This window comes from Xanthomonas arboricola (assembly GCF_002940665.1).
GTDB lineage: Bacteria > Pseudomonadota > Gammaproteobacteria > Xanthomonadales > Xanthomonadaceae > Xanthomonas > Xanthomonas arboricola_B.
The window spans coordinates 797,968-814,422 of record NZ_MIGY01000002.1; the positions used below are offsets into that span (position 1 = coordinate 797,968).

Here is a 16,455-nt window from a genome sequence, read left to right on the forward strand (position 1 = left end):
TCCATGATGCAGTCCAAACGGATCGACCCCCTGCTGCGCCGCGCCCAGGAACAGGAAGACAAGGTCGCGCGCGACCTGGCCGAGCGTCAGCGCGCCCTGGACACCCACCAGTCGCGCCTGGAAGAGCTGCGCCGCTATGCCGAGGAATACGCCAACAGCCACATGGCCGGTACCAGCGCCGCCGCACTGACCAACCGCCGCGCCTTCCTGGACCGCCTGGACAGCGCCGTGCTGCAGCAGGCGCAGACCGTGGAGAACAACCGCAACAAGGTGGAAGCCGAGCGCACCCGGCTACTGCTGGCCAGCCGCGAGAAACAGGTGCTGGAGCAACTGGCCGCCAGCTACCGCGCGCAGGAGAACAAGGTGATCGAACGCCGCGACCAGCGTGAGATGGACGACCTCGGCGCGCGTCGTTCGCGCCTGGCCCGCAGCGAAGACACCCACGGAGAATCCGCATGAACCCCTTGTCCGCTTTTGCCGCCGGCCTCGGCGCACTCGCCGGCACCGGCAAGAAATCCAGCTACAGCGACCCCTCGTCCGAGCCGGACGCCGGCCAGGACCAGTTCGCGCGCATGCTCAATCCGGCCAACCCGCCGAACCAGTCCCCGCCGCAGGCGCCCGAGCGCGTGCCGGCCAAGCAGGCCGCGCCCAAGCCCAACCAGCCCGACAAGCAGCGCAGCGACGACGACCACGGCGACGATGCGCCGAGCGACGCCACCGCACGCCCGCGTGCGCAGGACGGCGATGCCAAGGCCGCCACGTCCGGCGCCGCCAAGACCGGCAAGGGCAGCAAGACCGCGAGCAATGGCGAAGACGCAGCGACCGATGCAGCGGCCGCAACCGACACCGGCTGGCCACCGCCGGGCCTGGGCGGCTTCGGCATGGGGCTGCTTGCGCAGGCAGTGCCCGGCGGCGATGTGCTGGCGGCCGCGGCTGCGGCGCTGGCAACCGGGGTGACCGCTGCCGCCGGCGCCACGACGACCGCAACCGCGCTGCCGACCGATGCGGCCGCACCCACCGTCACCGCGACCGCCGGCACCGCCCTGCCCTCGTTGGGCGCGCTGGCACCGGCTGCCGCCGCCGGCGCCAAGCCCACTTCCGTCACCGCCTTGAGCGGCGATGCCCAGGCGGCCGCATTGATGGGCATGGCGACCAAGGCGCTGGACCCGGGCACCGACGACAGCGCCGGCCCGGCCGCGCCGGACGCCCCGGCGTTCGTGCTGCCGACCACCACGGCGGCCGCGCTCGGCCGCCTGCAGGACCCGGCACCGGTGTTCAGCGCCTCGCCCACCCCAACCCCGGAAATGGGCAGCGACAGCTTCGACGACGCCATCGGCGCGCGCATGAGCTGGCTGGCCGACCAGAAGATCGGCCATGCCCATATCAAGGTGACCCCAAACGAGATGGGCCCGGTCGAGGTGCGGCTGCATCTGGACGGCGACAAGGTCAATGCCAGCTTCAGCTCCGCCAATGCCGACGTGCGCCAGGCGCTGGAGCAGAGCCTGCCGCGTCTGCGCGAAATGCTCGGGCAGAACGGCTTCCAGCTCGGCCAGGCCGATGTCGGCCAGCAACAGCAGAGCCAGTCCGGCAACCGCAACGGTGGCGGCAACGACGGCAATGGCCTCAGCCTGGACGACAGCCCGCCCGTCGGAATTCCGTCGGTGGTGTTACGCCAGCGTGGATTGCTGGACGCCTACGCCTGAGCGCGCGCGCCGGGCACGCCCCGGCGCGGCTGAAACCTTGGGTGCCGGCAAGCTCCGGCACCGCCCCACGACCCTCGCAGCGCAAGGCCTGCGGGGGTTTTGTCGTTGAAGCTGCACGCGCGCCAGGAAACCGTCGCCGGATTGGCACGCCAATTGCATCCACTGGGTGAGCATTCCCCCTGGAGCAGACTGTGGCAGCCGCGGAAAAACCCAAGAAGACCGAAGACAAAGACGACAAGGGCGACAAGAAGAAGGGCGGCAAGAAACTTCTGCTGATCGCCGTCGGGGTCGTGGTGCTGGCCGCTGCCGGCGGCGGCGCCTGGTTCTTCTTCGGCCACAAGGGCGAGGAGAAAGACGGCAAGCACGCCGCGCCCAAGGTGGCCGAAGTGCCCAAGCCGGCGCAGTACTTTCCGATGGATCCGGCGATCGTGGTCAACCTGGCCGACCCCGGCGACGGCCCGCAGTACCTGCAGGTCGAAGTGCAGCTGGTCACCCGCGACCCGGAAGACCTCAAGCTGATCACCGAAAACGCCCCGGCCATCCGCGCGCATCTGCTGATGCTGCTGTCGCAGGTCAAGGCCACCGATGTGGCCGACCTGGTCGGCAAGCAGAAGCTGCAGAAGGCCGCCCTGGCCGAAGCGCAGAAGGTCATGACCGGCGAAACCGGCAAGAAGTGCGTCGAAGAACTGCTGTTCACCAGTTTCGTTACCCAGTAAGGCCTGCCCCATGAGCGTCAGCGATCTGCTTTCCCAGGACGAAATCGATGCCCTGCTGCATGGCGTGGATTCGGGTGCGGTCAACACCGAGCCGGAGCCGCTGCCCGGTGAGGCACGCCAGTACGATCTGTCCAGCCAGGACCGCATCATCCGTGGCCGCATGCCGACCCTGGAGATGGTCAACGAGCGCTTCGCGCGGCTGTGGCGCATCGGCCTGTTCAACCTGATCCGGCGCTCGGCCGACCTGTCGGTGCGCGGCATCGACCTGGTCAAGTTCAACGAATACATGCACTCGCTGTATGTGCCGACCAACCTCAACCTGATCCGCTTCAAGCCGCTGCGCGGCACCGGCCTGATCGTGTTCGAACCCACGCTGGTATTCACCGTGGTGGACAACTTCTTCGGTGGCGACGGCCGCTACCACACCCGTATCGAAGGTCGCGAGTTCACCGCCACCGAGATGCGCGTGGTGCAGCTGATGCTCAAGCAGACCTTCGCCGATCTGAAGGAAGCCTGGGCGCCGGTGATGGAAGTGGACTTCGAGTACATCAATTCGGAGATCAACCCGCACTTCGCCAACATCGTCACCCCGCGCGAGTACGTGGTGGTGTGCCGTTTCCATGTCGAACTGGAAGGCGGCGGCGGCGAAATCCACATCACCCTGCCGTATTCGATGCTGGAGCCGATCCGCGAACTGCTCGATGCCGGCATCCAGAGCGACCGCAACGACCGCGACGACTCCTGGAACGTGATGCTGCGCGAGCAGCTGGACACCGCCGAGGTGACCCTGTCCAGCGTGCTGGCCAGCAAGCGCATGAGCCTGCGTCAGCTCACCGGCCTGAAGATCGGCGACATCCTGCCGATCGACCTCCCCGCACAGGTGCCGCTGTGCGTGGAGGAGATCCCATTGTTCACCGGCGAATTCGGCGTCTCCAATGGCAACAACGCCGTCAAGATCACCGCCGTACGCCCGCCCGGCGTGCAAGCCCCACGCGCCGTTCCCTCCCAGGACTCCAGCAAATGATCAACTCCGACATCCTCGACGCCGCGCCTGCCACCTTCGACAGCCTGCAGGCCGAGCACGACCAGAATGCCACCGACCTCAACCTGGACGTCATCCTGGACGTGCCGGTGACGCTGTCGCTGGAGGTGGGCCGCGCGCGCATTCCGATCCGCAACCTGCTGCAGCTCAACCAGGGCTCGGTGGTGGAACTGGAGCGCGGCGCAGGCGAACCGCTGGACGTCTACGTCAACGGCACCTTGATCGCGCATGGCGAGGTGGTGGTCATCAACGACCGCTTCGGTATCCGCCTGACCGACGTGGTCAGCCCCAGCGAACGGATCCGGAGGCTGCGGTGATCGGCCTGCTGGCCGCTGCCGCGCCGGTCGCGGCCAAGGCCACCCAGGTCGGCGCGCAGGCGCCGTCCTCGCCCAGCCTGTTTGGCGCGGTCTTTGCATTGCTGCTGGTGCTCGCGCTGATCGTCGGCCTGGGCTGGTTGCTCAAGCGCATGCCCGGCAGCGGCTTCCGCACTACCGAGGGCCTGCGGGTGGTGACCAGCCTGGCGGTGGGTGCCAAGGAACGGGTGGTGGTGGTGGAGGTCAACGGCCAGCAGTTGCTGCTGGGCGTCACCGCCGGCGGCATCACCACCTTGCACACGCTGTCCGAACCGCTGCCGTCCGCGCCCGCACCCACCCTTCCCAACTTCAAGCAACTTCCCAATTTCGCCCAGCTGCTGGCACAGAAGCTGCGCAAGGACCCGTGACATGTTGAGTCGTTGGAATCGCTGGGGGCGCAGCCTCCGCCTGGTGCTGATCCTGCTGGTGATGAGCTGCCCGCTGCTGGCCGCTGCCACGCCTGCCGCACTGCCGGCCATGGCCCAGGCCGCCGCACCCGCCGCAGCACCGGCGGCCGCTCCGGCCGGTGCCAATCAGCTGCCGTCCTTGCCCAATGTCAGTGTCGGCCGCATCGGCGACCAGCCGGTGAGCCTGCCGCTGCAGACCTTGCTGCTGATGACGGCGATCACCCTGCTGCCGTCGATGCTGCTGGTGCTGACCGCCTTCACCCGCATCACCATCGTACTGGGCCTGCTGCGCCAGGCGCTGGGCACCGGCCAGACCCCGTCCAATCAGGTGCTGCTGGGGCTGTCGATGTTCCTGACTGCGCTGGTGATGATGCCGGTGTGGCAGAAGATGTGGGGCGCCGGGCTGTCGCCGTACCTCAACAACCAGATCGATTTCCAGACCGCCTGGACGCTGACCACCCAACCGCTGCGCGCCTTCATGCTGGCGCAGATCCGCGAGACCGACCTGATGACTTTCGCCGGCATGGCCGGCGACGGCAAGTACGCCGGCCCGGACGCGGTGCCGTTGCCGGTGCTGGTGGCCTCGTTCGTGACCAGCGAGCTGAAGACCGCATTCGAGATCGGCTTTCTGATCTTCATCCCGTTCGTGATCATCGATCTGGTGGTCGCCAGCGTGCTGATGTCGATGGGCATGATGATGCTGTCGCCGATGTTGATCTCGGCGCCCTTCAAGATCCTGCTGTTCATCCTGGTAGATGGCTGGGTGCTGGTGGTGGGCACATTGGCCGCGAGCTTCAACGCGTCCTAGCCGCAAGGTTTGCGTGCGCGCCGCCTGCCGTCGTGTCCACACGCCCTTCCGCTTCGGTCCGGGTGCAGAGGCTTCGCCTCGTACCCTCACACCAACCCCTCTCCCGCTGGAGAGGGGCCAGTCCCGATTCCCGATTCCCGATTCCCCAATCCCATCCTTTGGCACCCCACTTGCATCATCGCACCCATGAGCCCTGAAATCGCCCTGACCGAATTGCGTGGTGGCCTGGTCACCGTCCTGTGGATTGCCGGACCGATGTTGCTGGCGGTGTTGGTCGTCGGTGTCGTGATCGGTGTGGTGCAGGCCGCCACCCAGTTGAACGAACCGACCATCGCCTTCGTTGCCAAGGCGGTCGCGTTGACGGCGACCTTGTTTGCCACCGGCAGCATGCTGCTGGGGCATCTGGTCGAGTTCACCATTGCGCTGTTCCAGCGCATTCCGCATCTGATCGGTTAGCGGACCCGGCCGGATGGATGCCGCTACCCAGATGGTGATCGACGGCCAGCGCGCGTTCGCGATGGTCGGGGCGATCATGTGGACCATGCTGCGCACCGGTGCGTTGCTGACCGCGATGCCGTTGATCGGCACCCGCGCGGTACCGGGACGGGTGCGGGTGATGCTGGCCGGAACCTTGTCGATGGTGCTGGCGCCGCTGCTGCCGCCGGTGCCGGACTGGGACGGTTTCACCGCACAGGCCGTGCTCAGCGTCGCCCGCGAGCTGGCGGTAGGCGCCAGCATGGGCTTCATGCTCAAGCTGATCTTCGAAGCCGGCGCGATGGCCGGCGAGCTGGTGTCGCAGTCCACCGGCCTGTCGTTTGCGCAGATGTCCGACCCGCTGCGCGGGGTGACGTCCGGGGTGATCGCGCAGTGGTTCTATCTCGGGTTTGGCTTGCTGTTCTTCGCCGCCAACGGACACCTGGCGGTGATCGCGCTGCTGGTGGACAGCTACAAGGCCTTGCCGATCGGCACCGCGATTCCCGACGCCGCCGCCTTCGCCGAGGTGGCGCCCACCCTGTTCCTGCAGATCCTGCGCGGCGGGCTGACCCTGGCATTGCCGATGATGGTGGCGATGCTGGCGGTCAACCTGGCCTTCGGTGCGCTGGCCAAGGCGGCGCCGGCCTTGAACCCGATGCAGCTGGGCCTGCCGTTGACGGTGTTGCTGGGGCTGTTTCTGCTGTCCAGCTTCGCCAGCGAATTCGCACCGCCCGTGCAGCGCATGTTCGATACCGCCTTCGACGCCGCCCGAGAATTGACTGCCTAGCGGACCCATCCATCACCGTGAATTGCCTCAAGTTTTTCCCCCGCCGGCCGTCAATGCCACAGGACGATTGATACCGCAAATCGCCATCACTCATCCCCATGCCAACGCCCGCGGGAATCGATGCCCAACGTGTCTGCGCTGTTCGCTGCGATTGCGTCACGAGGCGGTCACGCGTGGGCCTTGGCCTGTCTTTGGATTGCCGGGCTGGTCGTGAGCGGCCACGTACAGGCACAGACCTACAGCGTCCGTGACTATGCCCAGGCCGAGGGCCTGCAGGGCATGACCGTCAACAGCCTGCTGGAAGATCGCCAGGGCGTGGTCTGGGTGGGCACCGAGCTGGCCCTGCACCGCTTCGAGCGCGAGACTTTCACCCCGGTTGGCCAGGAAAGCGGCCTGGATGCGCGCTACATCCGCGCACTGGCGCTGGATGCGGCAGGACGGCTATGGGTGGCCAGCGCCAATGGCGTGTTCGTCCGCAACGGCGGCGCGTTCGTGCAACTCCTGCATGACGGCAAACCGATCCGCGCCGACAGCGGCAATGTGCTGGCCGCCTACGCCGACGGCATGGTGTTGGTCAGCGAGAACGCCTTGCTGCGCCTGTCCCCGGACCGCGCGGGCGGCTGGTCGGTGCACCCGTTGCCGTTGCGGCTGGCCGATGGCACCCGCCTGCCGGCCGGCAAGGCGTTACTGGCCGATGGCACAGCGCTGTGGGCCAGCTGCGGACAGCAGGTCTGCCGGATCGACGAGAGCGGACGCGCCGAGCTGTTGGGCGACGCCGACGGTGTGCCGGCGCGGCAGTGGCGGGCGATCTTTCGCGATCACCAGGACACCCTGTGGCTGCGGGGCGATGGCCTGGTGCTGTCGCGCGCGCCTGGCGAACGTGTGTTCCGCCGCCATGCGGCGCCGGCAGGCACCAGCTTCGACACGCTCTCGGCGGCCACCACGCTGTCCGAAGATGCGCAGGGCCGCCTGCTGACACGTTCCGATCGTGGCCTGGTGCGCTGGGAGGGCGATCACTGGCGCTACTTCGGCCACGACCAGGGGCTGCCGATCAGCCCGATGGTCGGCCCGCTGATGATGCAGAGCACCGGTCAGCTGTGGATCGGCACCCGTGGCCTGGGAGTACAGCGCTGGCTGGGCTACGGCAACATCGAGCACTGGGACGAGAGCCAGGGGTTGGCGGAAGCGCCGACCTGGATGATCCAGCGCCTGCCCAGCGGGGAACTGCTGGTCGGCAGCGATGCCGGCTCCAACGTGCTGGATCCGCGCAGCGGACGCATGCAGCCATGGACGCTGGACGACGGGCAGCCGCTGCTGCAGTCGATCTCCATGGCGCTCTCGCCCGCAGATGGCGCGGCCTGGCTGGCGCGCTCGTCCGGCGCACTGGCGCGCCGCGATCCGCGCAGCGGCAAGACCGTCGATGTGTTGCAGCTGGGCCTGCCGATCAACAAGCTGCTGTTCGACGCGGCCGGCACCTTGTGGATCGCCACCCCGCGCGGCCTGTACCGCATGCCGCCCGATGCGCCGTATCAGGCCACCCGCGACCCGGGCGTGCCGGCAGCGTTCGTGGGCGAAGTCGATCGCGATTCCCTGGGCCGGCTCTGGGCCACCACCCGCGAGGGGCTGTACAACCGCCGGACAGACGGGGCCTGGCAACGCGTGCAGGTCCGGGGCGCGCTGCCCAGCCAGGACTTCTTCCTGATCGATTTTGCTCCAGATGGCGAGTTCTGGGTCTCGCTGCGCGATACCGGGCTATGGCATGGCCGCCTGCAAGCAGATGGCGTGCTGGCGCTGCGCGCGGTGGACGATCCGCTGGTGGCGCGGGTGATGCCCTTCATCCTGCACCACGACCGCAGGGGACGGCTGTGGCTTGGCAGCAGCCAGGGGCTTGACTTGCTGAAAAACGGGCATTGGTCGCGGGCCACGCGCACTGAGGGCCTGTTGTGGGACGACATGTCGGCCAACGCGTTCTTCGAGGATGCGGATGGCAGCATCTGGCTAGGCAGCAGCCGCGGTGCCAGCCATCTGATCGATCCGCTGCGCATGTTTGCCGCACCGCCATTGCGCGTGGACATCCTGCGCGTGCGGCGTGGCAACCAAGCGATCACGCCGGGGGCGCAGGTCGATTGGTCGCAGGTACCGCTGGATGTGGACATCAGCGCACCCGGCGCCGAAGGCGGCCCGGACCGCATCAGCTTCCGCTACCGGGTGGAGGGCCACCAGGCGCGCTGGACCCAGACCTCGCTCAGTCACCTCACCTATCCCCTGCTGCCCCCCGGCACCTACACGCTGGAAGTACAGGCGCTGGATGCCTACCAGCGCAGCGCCAGCCCGGTTGCGCGGCTGCGTTTCGTACTGCGCCCACCGTGGTGGCGCGGCACGCCGGCAGTAGCCGGCTACGTGCTGCTGGGCATTGCGGCGGTGATCGCGCTGCTGCGCTGGCGTACACGCAAACTGCTGCGGCGCAAACGCGAGCTGGAGCAACTGGTGGCCGAGCGCACTGCCGAGCTGGAACAGGACAAGCGCGAGCTGGAAGCGGCACGCGCCGAACTCGCGCTCAAGGCCACCCACGACGAACTGACCGGGCTGCTCAATCGCGCCGGCATCCTGCACGCGCTGCGCGGCATGCTGGCGCGTGCCGATAGCAGCGCGCGGCCGCTGGCGGTGGTGCTGATCGACCTGGACCACTTCAAGCTGGTCAACGATCAACACGGCCACCTGGCCGGGGACGCGGTACTGGCCGAGGTCGGCCGGCGCCTGGATGCGCTGGTACGCGGCGACGACCGCATTGGTCGCTACGGCGGCGAGGAATTGCTGGCGCTGCTGCCGGGGCTGAGTGCCGAGGCCACCCATCGCCTGCAGGCATTGCACCGTGGGATCTGTGGCGACTACCTGATCGATGGCGGCGTGTTGCCGGTGACCTGCTCGGCCGGCGTGGCATGGTTCCAGGCGGGCGAAACCCTGGAACAGCTGCTGGCGCGCGCCGACGCCGCGCTCTATCGCGCCAAACGCAGTGGACGCAACCGCATCGAGTACGACCATGTGAGCTATGCCGCCGCGGCCAGCGGCTGAACCTGCGTTTCGACGCAGGGCCAAAAAACAGCGCCGACAGACGCGTCGCTCAACACCACATGCCTGAGGCCACGCAGGTGCTTGTGCGCGAGCAGCACGCAGCCGTTTCGAAATCGGGCATCAAGCAATCTGCGCGATCCGCTTGCAGCGACACTGCGCGGCCCGGAACTATCACGCGCCGGACAATGGCCGTGCCTGCTGCGCAAGCGCGCCGCCGGGTCGGCTTAAGCATTAAAGAAACACGCGTGAACAGCCGCTAGTCGGTGTACCGCGGCCTGGTATGTCGGCCGCCCATGGCAAGCGTGAGATGCCCGCGCGATGGTCGCGGACCACACCTGCCGATGCGTGGGAGAGTGCAACGCCCGTGGGGTTTCAGTACCGCCAATGCAGGTCGTCAGGCCGGCGTGCACCGTTTATTGCAGTGCTGCTGGCCTTGCTGTCGCTGGCCGATCTGGCGGGCGCGCAGAGCGCGAGCATCCGTCGTTACGCCCACGACCAGGGCTTGCTCGGGCTCGCCGGCACCTGTCTGCTGCAGACCCGCGCCACGCTGCTATGGGTGTGTACCGAAAGCGGCCTGTATCGCTACAACGGGCGCAGCTTCCAGCAGGTCGTGCTGGATGGCATGCGCAACGAACCGATCACCTCGATGACCGAAGCCGCTGACGGTCGGCTGTGGGTGGCAGGCTTCCAGGCCCTGTTTGTCGGCGACGAGCATGGCTTTCGCAAGCTGGCCCCCGATGAGGCCGAACATCTGCAGGAAGGCATGCTGCTGGCCAGTCCCTCCTGGGGCACGGTGCTAGCCAATGGCGGCACGCTGGAACGGCTGAGTGCGCGCGGCAATGGTCACTGGCACAGCGAACCGCTGCTGGACACCGCCACCCGGGTGCGCGTGCCCGAACTATCCAAGGTGCTGAGCCTGTCGGTGGAAGGCGACACCTTGTGGGCTGGCTGCGCCAAGCGGCTATGCGCCATCGATGCGCAGCGCAAGGTGCAGGTCTACGGGCCGCAACAAGGCGTGCCGGAAGATCGCTGGTACAGCGTGTTGCGCGATCACGAGGGCGCACTCTGGGTGCGTGGCACCGGCAACCTGCTCTATCGCGCGCCAGGGGCAAGCACCTTCCGTGTACGGCCGTTGCCATTGCTCGACGGCAGCACCATCGGGCGACAGGCGCCGTTGGTACTGGACCGCAAGGGGCGCGTGCTGGTGCGTCGCAACGACGGGCTGGCGCGCTGGGAAAACGGCCGCTGGCGCAGCTTCGGTGCCGACAACGGGCTGCCGCCCGGCAGCAGCGATGCGATTGTGGTGGACCGCGATGGCGATGTCTGGATGACCGTCGATGGCGAAGGCCTGGTGCGCTGGGCCGGCTACGACTGGATCGAAAACTGGGACGCCTCGCAAGGCATGCCGGCCGCACCCACCTGGTCGATCGCGCGCGACGCGCAGGGCGCGCTGCTGGTCGGCAACGAGCACGGCACTGGCCGCCAGGTCGATCCGAGCGGGCGGTTCGTTCCGGCCCTGCAGGCCTCCGGGATCCAGATCGTGGGCATGCAACGCAGCGCCGACGGCAGCCTGTGGACACTCAATTCGGCCGGTTTCCTGCGCCGCACCTGGCCGGATGGCCGCAGTGCCCAGATTGCCAAACTGCCGCGCACCGCGCGCCGCCTGCTGATCGATCGACAGGGGCGAATGTGGATGCTCAGTGTGGGTGGGCTGTTCGTGATCCAGCGCCCGCTGGAGGGCGGCACGGTGGAAGCGGTCACCGACATGCCCACGATCGCCTATACCGATATCCAGCAGACCGCCAGCGGCACGCTGTGGGTGTCCACCGCTAACGGGTTGTTCCGCCTGCAGGGCGCGCGCTGGTCCAAGCTCAAGGTACTGGTCAATGGCGGCACGTCCGACCCGTGGATCAGCAAGTTCCATATCAGCGATAGCGGCGAGGTGTGGCTGGCGTTCTATCGGCCGGGTCTCTGGCACGGCATGCTGCTGGGCGACACGCTGGATCTGCAGGCGACCAGCGACCAAGCGCTGCGCGATGTCGGTGTCTACGTGATGCGCGGCGACAGCCTCGGCCGGGTCTGGGTGGGGCATGCGCGTGGCGTGGAGATCTACGACGGTGGGAGGTGGGCGCATCTGTCGCAGTCGCAAGGCCTGCTCTGGGACGACATCTCCGAAGCCGCCTTCGCCGAGGATCCGGATGGTTCGGTATGGATCGGCACCGCGCGCGGGGTGAGTCATCTGCTCGATCCGGCGCGGCTGTTCGATGCGCGCCAGCCCAGCGTACGCATCGACAGCGTCAGCCGTGGCGGCGTGCCGGTGCAACGCGGCCAGTTGCTGGGCTGGAGCGACAAGCCGCTGCATATCGAGCTGTCGACGATGGAGGTGTACGACGACCCAAGTCGCCTGACGGTGCGTTACCGCCTGCTCGGTCTGCACAACGAATGGATCCAGGGCAACAACCTGTCGATCGACCAGGCGCCGCTGCCCTCCGGGCACTTCCGTCTGCAGGTGCAGGTGCTGGACCACTACCGCCGCACCGCCTCGCCGATCGCCGAGCTGCCGTTTGCGGTGGCCCCGCTGTGGTGGCGCAGCCCGCCGGCGATCGCGTCGTATGTGCTGATCGGCAGTGCATTGCTGGCCGGCCTGTGGCGCTGGCGGCACGGCCAGCTGGTCGCGCGCGAGCGCATGCTGGCCGAACTGGTGGCCGAGCGCACCTGTCAGCTGGAGCACGAAAAACGCGATCTGGAAAGCGCGCGCGCAGCGCTGGCCCTGAAGGCCAGCCACGACGCCTTGACCGGCCTGCTCAACCGCTCCGGCGTGCTCGAAGCCATGGCCGACGAACTGCAGGCCTGCGCGCACGGCGGGCATCCGCTGGCGGTGGTGCTGATCGATCTGGACCATTTCAAGCTGGTCAACGACGAGCATGGGCATCTGGTCGGCGATGCGGTGCTGGCCAAGGTCGGCGCCCGCCTGACCGCCTGCCTGCGCGACTCGGACAAGGTGGGCCGTTACGGCGGCGAAGAACTGCTGCTGTTGCTGCCGGGCATGCCGCGGCACAGCCAGCACCGGCTGCGCGCCATCCACGAGCAGCTCAGCCTGGCACCGTACGAGGTCGGTACCGCCCGGCCCCTGCAGGTGACCTGTTCGGTCGGCGTGGCCTGGTTCCGGAGCGGGGATAACGCCGCCACGCTGCTGGCGCGTGCCGACCAGGCGCTTTACCGCGCCAAGCGGCATGGCCGCAATCGCATCGAACCGGAAGAGCCCGAATCGTCGATGGCATGAGCCCGAGCGGCATGGGTCGGCGCAGGCCGTCTCGTAAAGACCGACCTTAGCTCCGATGCACGGCATCGACGCATGCAGTGGCAGCCACCAGCACGTCGATCACAGCACTGCAGCATCGTCGGCACTGTCCCTCTGTGCGGAAAAGCCTCACGGCCGACCACGACATCACGACATCGCCGGTTGCCCGCGCCCGGTCGACCGGCGCATGCGCGCGTCCGATCGCCAACGGTTGCCTGCAGGCGCTCAAGAAGTGGCGCCCGGGGTCGCTACGTGCTTGAGCAAACGCGTCCGTCGGCGCTGGAAGTGGATGGGTGGTCGAAACCTATAACCCTGGCATGGTGATGCTGTCGCTGGTGGTGGCCGTGCTGGCTGCCTATACCGCGCTGCATCTGGCCGCACGTGTGACTGCCAGTCGTGGCCGCGGTGCCGTGGCCTGGCTGACGGGTGGCGCGGTGGCGATGGGAATCGGCATCTGGTCGATGCACTTCGTCGGCATGCTGGCGTTTCGCCTGCCCATCCCGCTGGGCTATGACCCGGCGTTGACGACCTATTCGATGCTGGCGGCGATTCTGGCCTCGGCCTTCGCGCTCTGGCTGACCTCGCGTGCGGACCTGCCATGGCCGCGATTGGGTCTGGGTGCAGTGCTGATGGGCCTGGGCATTGCGCTGATGCACTACATGGGCATGAGCGCGCTGCGCATGTCCCCGGCCATCACCTACGACCCGCTGCTGTTTGCGCTGTCCCTGGCCATCGCCATCGGCGCCTCGGCAGCGGCGTTGTGGATCGCCTTCCGGCTACGCCACGATGGCCGCTGTTACGGCCTGCGCCTGATCGCCGCGGTGATCATGGGCCTGGCGATCGTGGGCATGCATTACACCGGCATGGCGGCGGCGCAGTTCGCGCCCGGCAGCCGCTGCGGCGCGGCGGCCGGTGCGCAACTGCCCTTGCCCTGGCTGGCCGCAGCGGTGGTGCTGGTCACGCTGGCGCTGTTGGTGCTGGCGTTGGTGATCTCGGTGCTGTCGCGGCGGTTCCAGCAGCGCACCGACGTACTCTCCCGATCGTTGGCGCAGGCCAATGCCGAGCTGGTGCTGGCGGCCCTGCACGACCCGCTCACCCGCCTGCCCAACCGGGTGCTGCTGCACGAGCATGTGCTGCAACGCATCGACCGCGCCCAGCGCGACGGGCAACGCTTTGCGGTGGTACTGATCAACCTGGATGGCTTCAAGGCGATCAACGACGGCTACGGTCACCATTTCGGCGACCAGTTGCTGGTGGCGGTGGCCGAGCGCATGCGTGCGCATCAGCGTGCCCACGGCAGCCTGGCGCGGCTGGGTGCCGACGAATTCGTGCTGGTGTCCGCCATCGCCGACCCCGAGGATGCCGCCGCTATCGCCGCGCATCTGCTGCAGGCGCTGGCGGTGCCGTTCCTGGTCGCCGACCAGGAATTGCGCCTCAGCAGCAGCGTCGGCATTGCGCTGTATCCCGAGGGTGCCGGCAGCGAGCATCAGTTGATGACCCATGCCGACGCGGCGATGCGTCACGCCAAACAGGCCGGGCGCAACCGTTACAGCTTTTTCGAGCACTCGATGACCGGCACCACCCGCGAGCGCCTGCAGCTGCTGCAGGACCTGCCGCGTGCGCTGGAACTGGGCCAGTTCGTCCTGCATTACCAGCCAAAGTACTGCGCCGACGATGGCCGCCCGATCGGCGCCGAGGCGCTGATCCGCTGGCAACACCCCGAGCACGGCCTGGTGCCGCCGGACAGCTTCATCCCGCTGGCGGAACGCAGCGGCATGATCGGCCCCCTCGGCAGCTGGGTCCTGCAGCAGGCCTGCCGACAGATGCGCGCCTGGCGCGAGGCCGGGCATGGGCACTGGCGGGTGGCGGTCAACCTGTCGGCCATGCAACTGGCCTCGCCCAGCCTGCTGGACGAGGTGACCACCATCCTGGCCGACTGCGCGATCCCACCGGCCCAACTCACCCTGGAAATCACCGAAAGCATGGCCATGCGCGATGCCGAGGCCTGCCTGCGCACGCTCGACCAGCTCAATACGCTGGGCGTGCGCATCGCCATCGACGACTTCGGCACCGGCTATTCCAACCTGATGTACCTGCGCAGGCTGCCCGCGCACGAACTCAAGATCGACCGCAGCTTCGTGCAGGCCATGGACAACGGCCCGGAAGACATCGCCATCGTCGCCGCGGTGGTGGCGCTGGCCCACACCATGCGCCTGCAGGTGGTGGCCGAAGGCGTGGAGACCACGGCCCAGCGCAACACGCTCGAACGCCTGGGCTGCGATCAGCTGCAGGGCTATCTGCTGGGCCGGCCGATGGACGCCGAGCGCTTCATCGCACGGGTCGTCGCCCAACGCGACGGCCCGCGTCGCCCGACCGGCTGAGCAAAGGGCGTCAAAACGACCGCCGCCCCCGCACCGGCGATCGACCTGTAACCCGCCAACCGAGCCGAACATCAGTGGCGGCAGGTGGGCCACCCCCGCCCTGCTGCCCTTCCGCTCACCACCACAACACCCGCCAGCGGCTCCACTCATGGCCGCGGCGTCCCGCTTTCCCCACTCCCGCTTCGCGACTCCCGATTACCGACTCCCCAATCCCGGCCCCACCAACTGGAACGCCGCTTGCATGATGCATGGCTGACCAGTCACCGGCACCCCCATGTCCGAGTCCGAAGACGGCGGCGAACGCACAGAGCTTCCCACCGAAAAACGCCTGCGCGAAGCCCGCGAGCAGGGCAACATCCCGCAATCGCGCGAGTTGTCCACCGCTGCGGTGTTCGGGGCCGGCGTGTTCGCGCTGATGGCCCTGGCGCGGGGCATCGGCGACGGCGCCAGCGTCTGGATGAAGACCGCGCTCAGCCCGGACCCGAAGATGCGCGAAAACCCGATGGCGCTGTTCGGCCACTTCGGCGATCTGTTGCTGCAACTGTTGTGGGTAATGGTGCCGCTGATCGGCATCTGCCTGGCCGCCGGCCTGGCCGGCCCGCTGTTGATGAGCGGACTGCATTTTTCCGCCAAGGCGATCATGCCCGACCTCACCAAGCTCAACCCGGCCAACGGGATCAAGCGCATGTGGGGCAGCAACAGCCTGGCCGAGCTGGTCAAGTCGGTGCTGCGGCTGCTGTTCGTCGGACTGGCCGCCAGCCTGTGCATCTCCAAGGGCCTGCACGGCCTGCGCTCGCTGGTGAACCAGCCGCTGGAACAGGCGGTGGGCAACGGCCTGGATTTCACCAAGAGCCTGCTGTTCTACACCGCCGGTGCGCTGGTGCTGCTGGCCGCCATCGACGCGCCGTACCAGAAGTGGAACTGGCTGCGGAAGTTGAAGATGACCCGCGAAGAGATCAAGCGCGAGATGAAGGAAAGCGAGGGCAGCCCGGAGATCAAGGGCCGCATCCGCCAGATGCAGATGCAGATGTCGCAGCGGCAGATGATGGAAGCGGTGCCCAAGGCCGACGTGGTGCTGATGAATCCGACCCACTACGCGGTGGCGCTCAAGTACGAGGGCGGCAAGATGCGCGCCCCGATCGTGGTGGCCAAGGGCGTGGACGAAATGGCCTTCCGCATCCGCGAAGCCTGCGAACAGCACCGCGTGGCGATCGTCACCGCCCCGCCTTTGGCACGCGCCTTGTATAGAGAAGCGCAAATCGGCAAGGAAATTCCCGTGAGACTCTATTCGGTCGTGGCCCAGGTGCTGTCCTACGTCTACCAGCTGCGTGGCTGGAACGGCGGCCCGATGCCGGAATTGCCGTCGCTGGACGTGGATGAGTTCGGCAAGGGAGCCAGCGCATGAGCGCCC

Annotated in this window: 13 protein-coding genes; all 13 read left to right on the top strand. The window is 67.8% G+C overall.

Features of this window, described 5'->3' with window-relative positions:
• Positions 1–3 precede the first annotated feature (3 nt).
• The 13 genes from fliJ (at position 4) to flhB (ending at position 16,449) form a co-directional block, all read left to right on the top strand.
• Positions 4–459, top strand: coding sequence for a flagellar export protein FliJ (fliJ, locus tag XarjCFBP7645_RS10600; protein WP_016904675.1), 456 nt, complete (start codon positions 4–6; stop codon positions 457–459).
• On the top strand, positions 456–1,703 hold the full coding sequence (locus tag XarjCFBP7645_RS10605) for a flagellar hook-length control protein FliK (protein WP_104537455.1): 1,248 nt from the start codon (positions 456–458) through the stop codon (positions 1,701–1,703). The genes fliJ and XarjCFBP7645_RS10605 overlap by 4 nt, the downstream gene beginning before the upstream one ends.
• A 191-nt stretch (positions 1,704–1,894) precedes the next feature.
• On the top strand, positions 1,895–2,419 hold the full coding sequence (locus XarjCFBP7645_RS10610) for a flagellar basal body-associated FliL family protein (protein ID WP_104537456.1): 525 nt from the start codon (positions 1,895–1,897) through the stop codon (positions 2,417–2,419).
• 10 nt (positions 2,420–2,429) lie between these two features.
• Entirely contained in the window at positions 2,430–3,443 is a 1,014-nt protein-coding gene (gene fliM, locus XarjCFBP7645_RS10615; protein WP_104537457.1) for a flagellar motor switch protein FliM, read from the top strand.
• Positions 3,440–3,778 (top strand): flagellar motor switch protein FliN, encoded by a 339-nt coding sequence (gene fliN / locus XarjCFBP7645_RS10620; protein ID WP_016904992.1) that lies wholly within the window; start codon positions 3,440–3,442, stop codon positions 3,776–3,778. Before fliM ends, fliN begins: the two co-directional genes overlap by 4 nt.
• Positions 3,775–4,182 (top strand): flagellar biosynthetic protein FliO, encoded by a 408-nt coding sequence (gene fliO, locus XarjCFBP7645_RS10625; protein WP_104537458.1) that lies wholly within the window; start codon positions 3,775–3,777, stop codon positions 4,180–4,182. The genes fliN and fliO overlap by 4 nt, the downstream gene beginning before the upstream one ends.
• Position 4,183: 1 nt before the next feature.
• On the top strand, positions 4,184–5,029 hold the full coding sequence (gene fliP, locus XarjCFBP7645_RS10630; RefSeq protein ID WP_104537459.1) for a flagellar type III secretion system pore protein FliP: 846 nt from the start codon (positions 4,184–4,186) through the stop codon (positions 5,027–5,029).
• A 186-nt stretch (positions 5,030–5,215) separates the two neighbouring features.
• Entirely contained in the window at positions 5,216–5,485 is a 270-nt protein-coding gene (locus XarjCFBP7645_RS10635) for a flagellar biosynthetic protein FliQ (RefSeq protein ID WP_005917968.1), read from the top strand.
• 13 nt (positions 5,486–5,498) lie between these two features.
• Positions 5,499–6,290 (top strand): flagellar biosynthetic protein FliR, encoded by a 792-nt coding sequence (gene fliR / locus XarjCFBP7645_RS10640; protein WP_053051291.1) that lies wholly within the window; start codon positions 5,499–5,501, stop codon positions 6,288–6,290.
• A 120-nt stretch (positions 6,291–6,410) separates the two neighbouring features.
• Positions 6,411–9,362: a ligand-binding sensor domain-containing diguanylate cyclase gene (locus XarjCFBP7645_RS10645; RefSeq protein WP_104537460.1), complete on the top strand. Its 2,952-nt coding sequence runs from the start codon at positions 6,411–6,413 to the stop codon at positions 9,360–9,362.
• Positions 9,363–9,726: 364 nt separating this feature from the next.
• Positions 9,727–12,645, top strand: a complete 2,919-nt coding sequence (locus XarjCFBP7645_RS10650; RefSeq protein ID WP_181126285.1) for a ligand-binding sensor domain-containing diguanylate cyclase — start codon at positions 9,727–9,729, stop codon at positions 12,643–12,645.
• Positions 12,646–12,956: 311 nt separating this feature from the next.
• On the top strand, positions 12,957–15,044 hold the full coding sequence (locus tag XarjCFBP7645_RS10655) for a putative bifunctional diguanylate cyclase/phosphodiesterase (RefSeq protein WP_104537461.1): 2,088 nt from the start codon (positions 12,957–12,959) through the stop codon (positions 15,042–15,044).
• 274 nt (positions 15,045–15,318) lie between these two features.
• Entirely contained in the window at positions 15,319–16,449 is a 1,131-nt protein-coding gene (gene flhB, locus XarjCFBP7645_RS10660; RefSeq protein WP_104537462.1) for a flagellar biosynthesis protein FlhB, read from the top strand.
• The last annotated feature ends 6 nt before the right edge of the window (positions 16,450–16,455 follow it).